General features: G+C 55.2%; 9 protein-coding genes and 1 pseudogene. 4 read left to right on the forward strand and 6 right to left on the reverse strand.

Annotated elements, in window-relative coordinates:
* Nucleotides 1-286 precede the first annotated feature (286 nt).
* The 4 genes and pseudogenes from AC2FH9_RS04985 to AC2FH9_RS05000 form a co-directional block, all read right to left on the reverse strand.
* Nucleotides 287-2,347 carry an adenylate/guanylate cyclase domain-containing protein gene (locus tag AC2FH9_RS04985; RefSeq protein ID WP_496749369.1) on the reverse strand — a complete coding sequence of 687 codons (2,061 nt, stop codon included), beginning with the start codon at nucleotides 2,345-2,347 and terminating at the stop codon, nucleotides 287-289.
* 572 nt (nucleotides 2,348-2,919) lie between these two features.
* Nucleotides 2,920-3,123: pseudogene (locus AC2FH9_RS04990) on the reverse strand (IS6 family transposase); the annotation flags it as partial.
* A gap of 343 nt (nucleotides 3,124-3,466) precedes the next feature.
* Nucleotides 3,467-7,264, reverse strand: a complete 3,798-nt coding sequence (locus AC2FH9_RS04995) for a hypothetical protein (RefSeq protein WP_496871001.1) — start codon at nucleotides 7,262-7,264, stop codon at nucleotides 3,467-3,469.
* Nucleotides 7,265-7,749: 485 nt separating this feature from the next.
* Nucleotides 7,750-8,202, reverse strand: coding sequence for a DUF2267 domain-containing protein (locus AC2FH9_RS05000; protein ID WP_496749371.1), 453 nt, complete (start codon nucleotides 8,200-8,202; stop codon nucleotides 7,750-7,752).
* A gap of 500 nt (nucleotides 8,203-8,702) precedes the next feature.
* Between AC2FH9_RS05000 and AC2FH9_RS05005 the strand changes: the two genes are divergently transcribed.
* The 3 genes from AC2FH9_RS05005 (at nucleotide 8,703) to AC2FH9_RS05015 (ending at nucleotide 11,607) form a co-directional block, all read left to right on the forward strand.
* The gene (locus AC2FH9_RS05005) at nucleotides 8,703-9,083 is read left to right on the forward strand and encodes a DUF4345 domain-containing protein (RefSeq protein ID WP_496702829.1); all 381 of its coding nucleotides are present in this window, start codon (nucleotides 8,703-8,705) and stop codon (nucleotides 9,081-9,083) included.
* Nucleotides 9,084-9,097: 14 nt separating this feature from the next.
* Complete coding sequence (locus tag AC2FH9_RS05010) at nucleotides 9,098-9,958, forward strand: DUF302 domain-containing protein (protein WP_496871002.1); 861 nt, start codon at nucleotides 9,098-9,100, stop codon at nucleotides 9,956-9,958.
* A gap of 71 nt (nucleotides 9,959-10,029) precedes the next feature.
* Nucleotides 10,030-11,607, forward strand: coding sequence for an arylsulfatase (locus AC2FH9_RS05015; RefSeq protein WP_496871003.1), 1,578 nt, complete (start codon nucleotides 10,030-10,032; stop codon nucleotides 11,605-11,607).
* 144 nt (nucleotides 11,608-11,751) lie between these two features.
* Here AC2FH9_RS05015 and tnpB read toward each other — a convergent pair whose 3' ends face one another.
* Nucleotides 11,752-12,066: an IS66 family insertion sequence element accessory protein TnpB gene (gene tnpB / locus AC2FH9_RS05020; RefSeq protein WP_496749374.1), complete on the reverse strand. Its 315-nt coding sequence runs from the start codon at nucleotides 12,064-12,066 to the stop codon at nucleotides 11,752-11,754.
* 423 nt (nucleotides 12,067-12,489) lie between these two features.
* Between tnpB and AC2FH9_RS05025 the strand changes: the two genes are divergently transcribed.
* Nucleotides 12,490-12,696: a hypothetical protein gene (locus AC2FH9_RS05025; protein WP_496749375.1), complete on the forward strand. Its 207-nt coding sequence runs from the start codon at nucleotides 12,490-12,492 to the stop codon at nucleotides 12,694-12,696.
* A gap of 16 nt (nucleotides 12,697-12,712) precedes the next feature.
* Here AC2FH9_RS05025 and AC2FH9_RS05030 read toward each other — a convergent pair whose 3' ends face one another.
* Nucleotides 12,713-14,104 (reverse strand): aminotransferase family protein, encoded by a 1,392-nt coding sequence (locus AC2FH9_RS05030; protein ID WP_142639090.1) that lies wholly within the window; start codon nucleotides 14,102-14,104, stop codon nucleotides 12,713-12,715.
* Between the last annotated feature and the right edge of the window lie 15 nt (nucleotides 14,105-14,119).

The following is a 14,119-nucleotide window of genomic DNA, read 5'->3' on the forward strand; positions in this document are numbered from 1 at the left end:
GCCGTCCATCCCAAGAGTTCTAATCCGATATTTGGATGTTCAGGCCAAACAAGAATGACCGAGTAATTTGAGAACGCGAAGCAATGAACGAACCCGCCGAAACAACTATGTGCATTGCGCAAGCAGACTCGGCCCAAACCGGACATTGGCTACAGCGTGGTGATGCTGCGGTCGTAACCCACTTTCCGGACATTCGCTGCGAGAGCGAAGCCCCTGGCGCGCTGAGCACATACAACACAAGACTTGTCGGACTTTCCCAAAGCCCCTTAACTTAAACGGAAGTTACCTACTGGTTCTTGTTGGTGCTAGTAACCGCACGCCAGCCTTCCTTTGGCGGCCTGTCTAACAGGTCTTGGGCGCGGGTCATCATGGCGACTGAGGCGGGGTCTCCGTTTCGCGCCTGGTCTGCGGCCGAAAAGGCGGCAACGGCCTCTTCAAACCGCCCTGTCCGATAATGTGTAAGGCCCTGTTCATAAGCCTCTATCCAGGCAAATGATCCAACACGCCCATCCGCCATCGCGATCAGTTCGTAGACCACCAGCTCTTCAACACGTCCAAACACGGTAAGCGTGTCCAACTCACGGACCACGATTGCGTCAGCGGCCTGTCGCCTCGTTTCCGGCCCGACCAGGATCAGCGTTCCATAGTCTTTGTTGGCCCCTTCCAACCGACTGGCTACGTTCACGACATCACCAATCGCGGTGTAGTTCAACCGCTGCTCTGATCCGATATTTCCGACCAGAGCCTCGCCGCTGTTCACCCCGATCCTGACGCGTAGGGGGTTGCCGGCCTCATCTTCAATTCCGGACGCGCCCACCGCAGCGACAAGATCCAGCGCTGCGCGGCAAGCATTTTCAGCGTGATCGGCATCTTTACGCGGCGCCCCCCAAAACGCCATCACGGCATCGCCTATGAACTTGTCGATCGTCCCACCGTTTTGAGTAATGGCCGCTGAGGCTGCGCTGAAGAAGGGCTCCATCAGCTGGACAATATTTGGGCCAAGTTTTTCGGACAGCCCTGTGAAACCCGCTACATCGCAAAACAACACAGAGATCTGTTTCATTTCTCCGCCCGGCTGTATCTTGATGCCCTCAGCAACCAGCATACGCACGAGATCGGTGGGCACGTATTTTCGGAAAGCGGACAAACCAGCGGCCATGCTCGCGGTTGCCGCAGAAAGATTGGCAAGCTCAGACAGTCTGGAGGGTCTGCGCTCAATGCGTTCGACGTCAAAGCGTTCGATTTTGCCAAGATCTTCGGCGATGCGTGCCAACGGATTTGCGACAATGCTTCGGATCAGCCAGATCGCCAGCCCGGTTGCGACGACTACCACACCGATCAAAACGTATATCAAGTTTATCAGCGCTTCATCGATGCTCGACAGAAACGCCGCTTCGGGTATGACCGTGGCAACGCGCCAGCCGTAAAACCCCAGTGGCGTCAGCGCCACCGCATAAGGCACGCCGTCGATGACGACACGTTTCGTCAACGTGCCCTGGGCATTCGCTTGGGGATCTGCCAACAACCTTTCGCCTGAGATCATGGCAACTTCATAGAGCTTCCCTTCGCCCATGCGCGCCGGGGTAATCTCATCCGCTTCTGCATCAGGTACTGCAATAACTTTGCCGTCAGCGTTCAGAATAAATGCCGCGCCGAATTCGCCGGGGGCAAGCGTGGCGAGAAAACGTGACAAACGATCCGTTTCGATTGCAACCGCCAGAACACCTTGCCGCGTTCGGTTAACGTCTATCGGACCAGCAAAGGCGTAAACGGTTTTTTTACTATCCGGAAGGTCGCGCGTTTCGATCCACCCCGCAGAGCTGAGACCCATGAAGTTTTCAAACCAGGCATGTTCGCGCGGATCATAGGATGTTTCGGCAAAGGTCCTCTCCTCGAACTGAATGTCACCGGGGATAAAGATGTAGCGATCCTTCCGCAGCATTCGGTCGCGGATCCCCTTGTCGATTTCAATCATCTCAAGCCCGCCGTCACCTAGACGGTGCGACGCGAAAAAATTGCCATCGGGCCAGCCAAAGAACATCCATGAGATATTCGGCTGCGCCTGCAGTTGCGACAGAAAAACAAACTCGCGCTTGTCGGCCTGTCGCGTCGCGATGACGTTCTGGACAAAGATCGTGCGAACGGCTGCCCAGGCGGCTTCGGCCGACCTAAGCGTCACCCCCACCTCGATGCGGACAGTGTTCGCGATCTGGCCGTTGATTTCAGCTGCAAGCATGCGGCTATTGTCGCGCGCAGTCGTCCACCATAGGGAATGGACAATAAAGGTCGACACTCCGATAGACACAGCCACCAGAATTGACACAGCGATGCCCACGCTAAGTCGCACTTAAATCTCCGCCAAATTACTCATATTCTTCAGTATTGAATTGAGATTGCTAGGAGGGCATAACTTTCTTAGACCTATCCCGAAATCTCACGCAACTGTTAGGTAGCAGCAAAGCATTGTGTTGAAGCGGACGCTTGAACATTGACTACTGTAGCTGACCTTTGCGATTTTTCCAGACGCTGTGTGCAAATGAACGGGCGGCCCGAACCTGCCATTGGCAGATTTGTCCCACCACTGCGCTGCAGCTCATCAAAGGAGACATTCGCCGCAGCCACAAAATCGGCAGGTCTACGAACTAACAGCTCGCGAAAGGAATCTGCCGTTCATCTACTCTGCCCTTCCGACCGCATATTGCGGGAAGAGCCACCGTTGGTCCGAATTCGCAAGTTCGGTATGATCTTAGCGGCTTTGTCGCAAAATTCTCTGAAGTGTGAGGGCTGGTTGGAATTTACTAAGTTCAAGCGGTTTGGTTCGCAAACTGCTTGAACGGGCAGATTCCGACTCCGAACTGACCCTTCCTGATCATCTGCGCAACTTCAATCCCATCGAGCGTTGCAGAGGCGGACGCAGTTTCGCTTCTGGCGACGTGCCTTGTCGGCAATCAATGGCGCATATTTGACGATCCAACGGTTCAGCGTCGCGTGATCAACCTTAACTCTGCGCTCAGCCAGGATTTCTTCCAGATCCCGATACGACACTGAGTAGCGCAGATAGAAAAACACCTCGTGCAAGATCACATCTTTTGGGAAATGCGAGCCCTTGAATGAGATCGTCACCGGATGCTCCTGTCAATTTTGGGCTGGTCATAAATGTTGTTTTCTCCAGTGACAGAATAATTAAGTCTATTGAGAACCAGTACCGCCAACTACTAATCCAAGTATATAAGGGCGCCTCTTTATAAACGTGGCCTTTGTGCCGAATGGGCAGAGCATTGGTTTTTCACCCGTCGCGCAAACAAACCGCACCAGGGAATGGCGAACGACATCTAATCTGATCTCTAAACGGCGGCGGCTGCTACCTGAAGGGTGCGTTGTGGGCTAACACTTGCCAGATCTCAGGCGTCAGCCCTGGATGCTAGCATTGGATCGAGTTCCCTTTCAGCACATCGAAGCCAGCTATCTAGCGCGCTCCTGTAGAAAACTTGACAGTTACCGGGTTTGCGCCTTTGACGCGCAGCTCCGCCACATGCTCACCTAGCTTGGGTACATCGATCCAAGCATCCAGATCTTTGGCGACCTTCTTGCCGTCCAGATACCATTCAACAGATTTTGCTTCGGTGCGGCCAGTGAATGTACCCCAGAGATGCAGCGGTCGGTCCGGGCGCACCACTTGCCCCTCAGAGGGGTGAATAATGGCGAGTTCGGGTGGCGCTGGTGGCAGTTTAACTTGCTTGGTGTCTGCCGTTGCGGTGAAGTAACCGTCATGAGCAAGGACCCTAATCCAAACCTTGTCGACCGGAATGGTGTTGGGGTCGATCTCTACGCTGTTACCTCTCGCACCAACCCTGAGCCCGTTCCAGCGTTCACCATCAGAAGACCATTGCAGCCAAATATCGGGATCGTAACTACGCTTGGCCCCGGTCGTTTTCCAGGAAACCTTTAGACCAGACTTGCCAATGCTGGCTTCAGCCGAAGCCAATTTAACCGGCCGTGTCGGTCGCTTGCGCTCCCATATGACTGCGTCCCCCTGGCAGATGCGGATTGCAATTCCAGAGCCGACATCGCCCATTGCCGCAATGAAACTATACGGCGGTTTAGGCGGATCCTTTTTATCGCCTCCGCCGCAACCGCAGCCATCGCCATTGGCGTCGTGATTATCCATTGTGAACACCGGCGCAGATGAGATCACCTCGTCCTTGTCCCCGATCAACTGCAAAACTAGATCGGTACGCGCGCCAGACATCCGCAAGGGCCGGGTTGGAACCCGTACGAGGCTTGCGACCGAGACCTGCATGTCTTTGCCGACCTCACCCACGATCGTCACGAAAGGACGCATCTGGTCTTGCCGATCGACTTCCATGGCGCCTGCCCCCACCGAATTGCCGCCAGACACGCCCGTTGCCAGCACCACCGGGTCAAATTCGGCGCGGTTCAGCATATAGTTATGCGTAAAGATCGAGACCCACCGGGGGCCGCAATAACCCATCAGATCCTCACTGTTGGCCGGCCGGTGTATTGTCCCGTCATTTGTGTCGAGCCCGTATTCGCCGATGCTCGCATCCGAATAGACAGTGTTGCCATTGCTATCGGTCGTTGTCATGCCGGTATCGTAAGGCTCGTAAAGCGGGTAGCTCGCGTTTGGCGTGCCGACCGTGCCACATGGGGCATGTGGTAAACCCGCCTGATGGCCCAACTCATGCGCCAACGTGACCGGGCTACCGGACAAGCCAGCGCCGTTGCCGCCGCTGGCGCATCCTGTGTTGCCATGCGAGCGCGGGATCGCCGCATTGACCAGTCCATAGTAAAGCCAATCGCCCTGATTACCGTCATTCGTGCGCGCGTTAGCCACGAAATTCAGGATCGGCGTCCAGTTGGGATCGCACCCCCCCGCTGGGAAATTGTTGTTTGTCAGACCTTGTGTTGTTGTCTGACTGTCGATGATCCGCACGTTGGGCGTACTGCCTACCGGGAAAACCCGAAGGGCAAAGCTGGTATCAGCGGCAACTTGCGCTGCGTTGGGGGCAGGCAAGGTAATATTGGCGCCGCCGCCCATCGGTGGACCGTTATAGCCAATTGTGACGGCTGCAACGCGCAACTCTTGCTCAAGATCGACATCAACAAGCTGTTGGGCCGTGCCGCTGCCTCCATAGCAATCGTCTGGCGACGAGACAGTGATAGAAAGGCGCAAGAGCCCGGTCATCACGTTGGCAGGGATAATGAAGTTCAGCGTCGCATCAATGTCGCGTCTCTCTGCGTCGTAGCTTGAGAAACTGTCCTGCGCTGTCACCGGGGCATTGGTCGGAACGATATTGGCCACCGTGGACCAGATCCCACCAACCCGGCGTTCCACTTGAAGTGTGCCACTGACATTACCGAGCTGCCCATTATCGAAATTCGGATCCTGTCCACTGCGCAGATATGTCCGCACCCAGGCCGATTTATTGGCAACAAGTTGAAGGGAGTTGTCCGGGCCGCGGTCAGCTGGATCAGTCAGATGCTGGTTGGCTCGGAAATACTGAATCGCCTGCGTTACCTCGACCCCGTCGATGGATAGATCCGGCGGGTTCTGGAAAACGAGGTCTAAGCCCTGACTTACTGTAGGAGGTTTACATTTACCGGTCACGACGATTTCGACCCGCACTCGGGTCGTTTGGTCGAAGTCAGTCTGATCGAAGTCCCAGCGTCCCAGATCGGGGGCCGGTGATATCTGCGCAATGGCAGCGCCGGTGTCTGTATTGACGATGCGCACAGTCACTGAGTCAGCGGCGCAGACCTTCCAGCGGATTTTCAGAACCTCGCCGGGTAACAGGCAGTCGTCGTTCTGATGCCCTTTGACGATAAACTTGAGAATGTCAGCGCTTGTGCCTTCGAACTCAGCCAACATCGTGCCGCTTTTTCGATAGTCCAGGAAACGATCGCAGACGCTGATCGTTTGGGTCGGAGGAATGATCGCCAAACCACATCCCGCACTGGACGGGACGATCACGCAGATGCGTTCGTCTGACCACGAGGTCGGCACAGCGATCGGACCGGGGTTCATCGTGCCATGCTGGGTGAACTGCACTTGCCCCGCAATATCGCCAAACCCGCACCCGCAGATCGCAACCGTGTCACCGGGGCAGGCACGCTCTGGGTTGATCTTGGTCACGGTGTAGCATTCGATACTGCACCAGTTTCTATATGCATCCGTGATGCAATCCAGGATGGGCTGGCGGACACAAGTTTGACAGCAAGGCACTTGTCCACAAGGGGTTTGACCGGTGCAGATGCACATCACATATTCGAGCAGATCCTTAAAATGACGCCCTGCGTGCGGCTTCTTGCAGACCAGGTTGACAGCTGCTTCATGAAGCGCGGTCAACGCCTGGAACCGGCAACGTTGTTCAAGCAGCGCGCCGACGTATTTGATCATTGTTGGTCTGTGACCACAGGATACATGCATGGCCGCAAAGACCATCAAGCTCATGTCTTTGTCAGCGATCAGGGACTTACCGGTCGGGCAGACATGGTCGGAACAGCACACCGGGTTGGGTTTGGATTTGATGGGCTTACAGCTGTCATCATTGCAGTCGTCGGAAAAAATGTCCTGCAAGATACCGCTTGCATCATCCCCGGATGCGCTGCCACAGCCGCAGCCCGTTGGCGACGTGGCACAAAGAGCATTGAGTACATCCACATAGCGCCCCTTGGCAGCGACGTCTCCCTTCAGAACACTCCAGGCGTCACTAAGCGAGTTGTCAAAAATCGCAAGCGTCGGGCGGATGCACTCAAAGAAGTGAGTGCGCTTGCGCAGCAACCGATCAGCATCCGCAAGCTCAAGCGCTTCCTCAATGTCATCGAGAACGCTTTCTGGCAAAAACGGCTTATCCGGTGCAGCCCAGCTTAACGGGCGCCTCAGGTGACACGCCAGCTTCTTTGCCGGGATGGCGACGTCGATTTTAATATCGTCGGTGCAGGAACAATCCTCAATCTTGAGCCGGGCTTTATGGATGCGCACGCCATCGCGGTCGCGCAGCTTTATCCGCAATTCCATCGGACCTGCACATCGACAGTCTTCGGGTATTTTCGACGAATCCACTATGAGCACAAATCGGCCATCGGCGGCCGTCAGGACGCATCCAAGATCGATCTTACAGCCGTCTCGCTTGCGCCAGCCATCCCCAAATACCGCCTGAATCTTGACCAATATACCGTGTACGGGCTGACCGTTTTCCTGTTGGGTGACACGACCGAAAACAGATTGAATAAGACTGGACATAGCTAAAGTAAGCCTCCGTTTTAAAAATGAACTTCTGTCAATTTCTCTTGGGAATTGCGCCAAATAGGACGCTTTACACCAATCTCGACCAAGTGTGATTTGCAAATTTGGAATAGTGTTAATGCTGTTTAAATATGCTTTTATTTTGCGCCAAAATACCCAAAATGTCAATCAGGTGCCACCTAGGGCGTCGCCGCTCGGAGGCATTAACAGCAATGGACACCGCACTCCTTCCGCACGGTGCCAAGTGCAAAATGCCGCACAGCTCTGACGTGAAGAGCGGGTTATTGTGCAATTTTACCGCGCACGCGGCCAAAAAGCACTGAGCGGCCCATAAGAGACATTCGGCACCCTGCTGGGATTCTGCGGTCGCAGCCCGCATTCCGGTCATTCGCTGCAAGTGCAAATTTTGGCGCTACTCGAACTCACACATTGCGGGACGAAGCGATCTTTCGCTTTCTCATTCGGAACGTCCGCTTCCGCCGCTAGATTATCCGCTGATCCAGCTCTTTCGGGTCTTCGACGTCGACATGCCAGAATGCCACGGCCTCCTCGGGGAGTTGCATCAGTACCCTTTCGAAATCCCTGGAGTCAGTGCAACGTCGAATTGCCCAAGCTGTCGCTTCGATTGCGTTGTCTGGCGTTAGGTTGTGGTTCACGCGAACCTGCTTGGCTTCGTCGGTGAGGACCTGTCGCTCCGCAAATTGAACCGGCGGTTCGGAGACAACCCAACCTGCCACAAACACCGCGCGGGGAACAGCCGGAAGGACGCTTGCGAAAGCCAGACCCTGCTGTGCTGTCAGGCGGCGTCTAAAGACCTGCAAAACAGCATCCACAGCGGTGTATGCCATATTGTCGGACTCAAGAGACATACGCTCTTTCACATCATCAAGAAAGGCGCGCCACTCTTTGGAAGCATGGCGGTATGTCCACGGCATCGGCATCTTTGGTTTTACCTCACACACTTTCAGTCATTGCCAAATATAGCCGGTCGCAGGCCGAGTCGTCGAGCCAAACAGATTTGCAAAAACAGACTTTCATGCGTCCCGCAGCATCGGTAAAATGGGCTCAGTGCCGACCTCAGATGCGGCGCGGCATCTGCCAGTTTCGCAGAACTAGCATCGTAGCAGATGGCCCAAAGGAGACATCCATCTTCCTCGACAGCGCCGCTTCACCAGACCGGCCATTCGCTGCGCAAGCAACATCAACGGGCGGATTAAGGATCAAGTCGCGGGACGAAGCGGTAATTCGTCTCGTGGTACATGCTTGACTGAGTTGGGGACAAAGCCTGATATGCAGGTCTTGCATGCGGTATTATCCTAACGTCCCGCGTAAGTTTCCGGCGGTAAGGAAATTGACCATGGTTCTGAGTTGCCTAACGCGGAATTGAAAGTATATTCTATCTGGCTCTTGTAGAGGCAGCCAAAAGGGAAATTCCTTGTCTGACCGTTTTGTTTTGTTGCTCGCATCCGTTGGGTTGTTCCCGATCGCACTGTCTTATGGCGCGATGCCGTCGGCGAGTGTGCCGATGTTGCTGGGATTTCCAGTCGACACGACAGAGCTCACCCACATCTTCCGGGCAATTATGGGGCTGTATCTGGCGATGTTGATGTTTTGGATTGCCGGGGCATTCAAGCCCGCCCTTACAAACGCCGCCCTTTGGAGCCTGTTCCTCTTCATGGCCGGGCTCGCCGCTGGCCGACTGCTGAGCTTTTTGGTCGATGGCTTGCCAAATTTCTTGCTGGTGTTCTACTTTTTGGCAGAAATCCTTTTCGCAGCTTTGGCTCTGCTTCGTTTGCGTCAACAAGGCGCGGTTTGATCAGGAGGGTCAACTTGGGTATCCGAAACACTCTGTTGGCCGCAGCGCTGGCATTAACTCCGATCTCCGCCGATGCAGATGATACACTGCAAGCCGACACCGATATTTTGTTCGAAGCAGTGGCAGAGGCGGTGACAGATGCCAAAATGGCAAGGGTGATCGAGATAGATCATGCCCGTTTGGCGGCTGGCGAAGGCGTGGAGATGCCACCGTCGAGAGTTTTGCTTTTCTCTGATCCCGGCGTGAACGCTGCCATCCTGAGCGAGAACATTCGTGCGGGGTTGGATCTGCCCTTCAGGGTGTTGTCATACGGCGACGAGGCTAAGCCGTCCTTATCTTACACGTCCTCTGCGTTCATCGCCAAACGTCACGGACTTGAGGGGTCAGCGGCCCTTGCTGCCTTTGATGAGCGCCTGCAAGCGGTACTGCGCGCGGTAGATGGCGCAGACCCGAGCCCGATTCCCACCGATGCTGTCGAGCGTGATTTTGGCATTATTGAAATTGCGTCGGCGTATGACGTTGCCGAAACGGTTGCCCGCCTCGAAAAAGCAGTGACCGCGCAAACAGATACAATTTGGTTCGGCGAGATCGATTTTGTGAAAGAAGCTGCCGCGTTTGACGTTGCCCTTCCCGCCGCAAAGCTGCTGCTGTTCGGGGGGCCCGCGCCCGGTGGAGTCGCAATGGCGGATTACCCGGCGATCGGTCTTGATGCCTTTTGCCAGAAACTGCTTGTCTATGAAGGCACAGATGGCAACGCTGTGGTTCTGTTCAACGACATCGCCGCCTTTGCACAGCTCTACTATGGTAGCTCAATCGAGCCACACGCGATGCTCAACAAACGTTTAAGCGCGACATTTTCCGCTGCTGTACAGTAAGTACGCGCTTATAGATTTGGGGCTATGAGGACGACCAGACGACCCCGATACGATGCAAGAAAGGATGATTCATGCAGAAACGCTTATCAATCGCGCGCACTTTCGTCGGAGCGGTCGTCGCTTCGGTTGCTGTCGCCGCAAGCGCAGTTGCTCAAGAGGACAAGCCAAATATTTTGGTGATCATGGCTGACGATGTCGGTTGGGCCAGCTTGGGAAGCTACCACCAAGGCGTCAAAAGCATCAAAACACCGAACCTGGACCAGCTTGCCGAAGCGGGAACGCGGCTGACGGACTATTACGCGGAACCGACCTGTACCGCAGGTCGCGCTGCGTTTTTGACGGGTCAGTTTCCCGTACGTGTCGGGATGCACACTGTTGGTCTTCCCGGTGATCCCGTGGGTCTGAGCAATGAAGACCCCACGCTTGCAAACATGCTAAAGGCCTTGGGGTATACCACCGGTCAATTCGGGAAAAACCACTTGGGCGACCAGAACCAGTTTTTGCCAACAACAAAAGGTTTCGACGAGTACTGGGGCTGGCTCTACCATTTGAATGCGATGGAATATACGTCGGACCCGGACTGGCCAGACGATCCTGAATTTAATGCCCAATTCGGTCCGCGCAATATCATACATGCCTTTGCAACCGAAGAACTGGATGAAACCGCGGATCCGCGTTGGGGCGTGGTCGGCAATCAGCGCATCCTGGACGATGGACCCGCGCCGCCCGAGCGTCAAAAGACGCTCGATGATGAGGTGACCGAAAAGACGATCGACTTTATTGATCGCGCTGTCGAAGCGGACACACCGTTTTTTGTATGGATGGCCCCGGCCAGAGCGCATGTTTGGACGCACCTGAGCCCCAAATACGAAGACATGCTGGGCGATGGGCGTGGGCTGCAGGACGTTGTGATGCAAGAGCTTGACGACAATGTTGGCAAAGTGATCGCGCGGCTTGACGAGCTGGGTGTCACTGACAACACAATTGTGGTTTTCACTGCTGACAATGGCCCTGAAACGATGACCTGGCCGGATGGTGGCACGACACCATTTCACGGGGAAAAAGGAACAACCTGGGAAGGTGGTTTCCGCGTTCCGGCGATTATCAAATGGCCCGGCAATGTTCCTGCTGGACGCGTCGCAAACGGCATTATGTCCGGTATGGACTGGATGCCGACGCTGGTGGCAGCGGCAGGTGGCCCTGACAACCTGCCCGAGGCGCTCTTGTCTGGATATGAAGGCTACACAGCACATTTGGACGGATACAACCAACTGTCGTATTTGACGGGAGGTGCCGAAAGCAACCGCGACGAAATCATCTACTACGAAGGCACGAGCCTTCAGGCCGTCCGCTACAGGGACTGGAAAGCCCATTTCGTAATCCAAGAGCATGGCTGGGCCGGACCAAAAGAAGAATTAAACGCGCCGATGTTGTTTAATCTGCGCCGCGATCCTTATGAAAAGGCCGCCGAAGAATCCGGGATGTATACCAAATGGATGGGGCAGAAGATGTGGGCGTTTGGACCTGCTGCGCGACTGGTGCAGCAACACCTTCAGACATTCCAAGAGTTCCCGCCGCGTGGCTCTGACCTGGCCAATCAAAGCCAAGTTGAGAAACAGGTTTCCAGCGAAGGCGGGATGTCTCAATAACGACTAGAAATACACGATTCAGCACTTCGCCGTGGTGACGGCGGAGTGCTCCTTCCACTATCTCTCAAGATTCTGCTTTGGGCTCGGTATCGCCGTTCGCTGCTATTCACATCAGGGACTGATTGCAGTCCGAAGCGCGCGTTATCACAGCTTCGAATCAAGCCCTTCGAAAAGGGCCTCAAACTGCGATTTGGTCATCGTCATCACCCTGTCACTGACGCGTGGCCATTCAAAACCCTCACCCCCGATCCGCTTATAGATCAGCACAAGACCCGCCCCGTCCCAAACTATGAGCTTCAGCCGGCCCGTGCGTGTCGAACGGAAAACAAATATGGCAACACAGCATGGATCGAGATCGAATTCATTCAGAACGATCGCCTCCAAACCACCCATGCCTTTACGAAAATCGACTGGCTTGGTGGCGGCGTAGAATTTAAAGTTGCCAGCTGGTGAAATCATGAATGGCTATCCATCGCGAGTGCAATTTTGACCAAACAGTTCACCGGATAATTGGCAGGAAAGGCATGGTGCTTTCCCGGCGCGCCAGAAGATTGCGATTGTCAGTTTCTGGATCACGGCCTGGCTGCGTCTCTTCGTTAATTAGAACCTTCGAAAAAATTTGTTCTTCGTTCCGCGCGACGCTATTGACCCGTGAAGATTTCACGCCTGACCTCCATTTGTAGACGAGGGATTGCGAAACGTTGCAATCCTCCAAGATGTCACCAACAGTCAGTTCACCGAGATCAAGTTTGGTTTTGACAAACCGCTTGAAGCCGGGTGGCCAGACACGGCGTCCTCCCGCATGCACCTAAATGGTGAAACCATAGACTTAGAATGATTGTGGAAATTGCCTCATTGCTGCCGCCTCTCGTTTTAGACAATATGCCATGGAAACAAGAGGCAGATCAGGGGCTAATTCGGGGGTCAGTTGCAACGCTAACGCTCAACGGATACATCAACGGATTCTACAATCCGGGCCGCAGACATTCAGCACTGAGCGGGAACATCCGGTCGCATATTGAGGGTTTGGGCATCCGTATTGAGAAAAAACCGGCGCAAGCAGCGCCGGTTTTCATGGTCTCATCCTAAGAGACTGCTAACGGTGTCAGCCGAATACACGCCCCAGTGCGCCATCGACAGCATCGGTGATTTGGTCGATGTCATCCGCGGTGGCAATCAGCGCTGGTGAGAAGCACAGAGTGTTGTTCCGACCGGGGACCGAGCGGTTGGTGACGCCGATGATCACGCCCTGCGCCATACAGTCGGCCACAACGGCCTGCGCCAGTTTTTCATCGACCGGCTCACGGGACGCGCGGTCTGCGACCAGCTCAGCACCCAGGAACAGGCCCTTGCCGCGGACGTCGCCGACGACCTTGTGCTTTTCCATCAGCGCCTGAAGGTTGCCCGTCATCCGGTCACCCATAGCGACACAGTTGGCCAGCAGGTTCTCATCCTCGATGATCCGCATGTTCTCGATCGCGGCCGCTGGACCGGCGGTACAGCCACCAAATGTCGAGATATCGCGGAAGTAGCCCATCGGGTCCGAGGCGTCTTCTTTGAACATGTCAAAGACTTCCTCAGTAGTTACCATGCAGGCGATGGCGGCATAGCCCGAGGCGACACCCTTGGCCATGGTCACAAAATCTGGCTTCACACCATATTGCTGATACCCGAACCATGTGCCGGTGCGGCCCACGCCGCAGACGACCTCGTCGATATGCAGCAGGATATCGTATTTCTTGCAGATTTCCTGTACGCGCTGCCAATACCCTTCGGGCGCTTCGATCACGCCGCCACCGGCTGTCACGGGCTCAAGGCACAGGGCGCCAACCGTATCGGGGCCTTCGCGCAGGATCACCTCTTCGATCTGATCCGCGGCCCATTCGCCGAAATTCTCTTCGGGCGCGCCGTCCAGCTCGTGCTTGCGGTATTCCATGCAATGCGGCACGCGGATGAAACCGGGGGCGAAAGGCCCGTACTGCGCGTTGCGCTCGTCCTGACCACCTGCCGACATCGCTGCCAGGGTCGAGCCGTGATAGTCGCGGTCACGGTACAAAATCTTAGTCTTCTTGCCGCCGTATTTCTTGTGGGCGATCTGGCGAACCATCTTGAACGCCTTCTCATTCGCCTCGCTGCCCGAGTTGGTGTAATACACGCGGCTCATTCCAGGCATTTTCTCGATCAGCTTTTCGGCGAACAAAGCACCAGGGATCGAGCCCGCCGAGTTGGCGAAATAGCACAGCTTCATCAACTGGTCATAGACCGCCTTGCAGATCGATTCGCGGCCATAGCCGACATTCACAGTCCATACGCCGCCCGATACAGCGTCCAGATGCTCTTTGCCTTTTTGATCCCAGACACGCATGCCCTTACCTTCGACAATGATGCGCGGGTCGTTGGTTTCAAAGGGTTTATGCTGGATCAAGTGGTGCCAAATATGGGCGCGGTCGGCTTCGACGACGCGTGAAAGATCGTTTTCGTTGAACGTGCCGTCCATGACATGTCCTTTCAA

Source organism: Ruegeria sp. CDSC081 (genome assembly GCF_059610485.1).

Bases quoted from the DNA above. Each gene is read 5' to 3' on its own strand.
- AC2FH9_RS05025 (WP_496749375.1), top strand. From the start codon at position 12,490: ATGCCATGGAAACAAGAGGCAGATCAGGGGCTAATTCGGGGGTCAGTT.
- AC2FH9_RS05000 (WP_496749371.1), bottom strand. From the start codon at position 8,202: ATGCCGTGGACATACCGCCATGCTTCCAAAGAGTGGCGCGCCTTTCTT.
- AC2FH9_RS04995 (WP_496871001.1), bottom strand. From the start codon at position 7,264: ATGTCCAGTCTTATTCAATCTGTTTTCGGTCGTGTCACCCAACAGGAA.
- AC2FH9_RS05030 (WP_142639090.1), bottom strand. From the start codon at position 14,104: ATGGACGGCACGTTCAACGAAAACGATCTTTCACGCGTCGTCGAAGCC.
- AC2FH9_RS05015 (WP_496871003.1), top strand. From the start codon at position 10,030: ATGCAGAAACGCTTATCAATCGCGCGCACTTTCGTCGGAGCGGTCGTC.
- tnpB (WP_496749374.1), bottom strand. From the start codon at position 12,066: ATGATTTCACCAGCTGGCAACTTTAAATTCTACGCCGCCACCAAGCCA.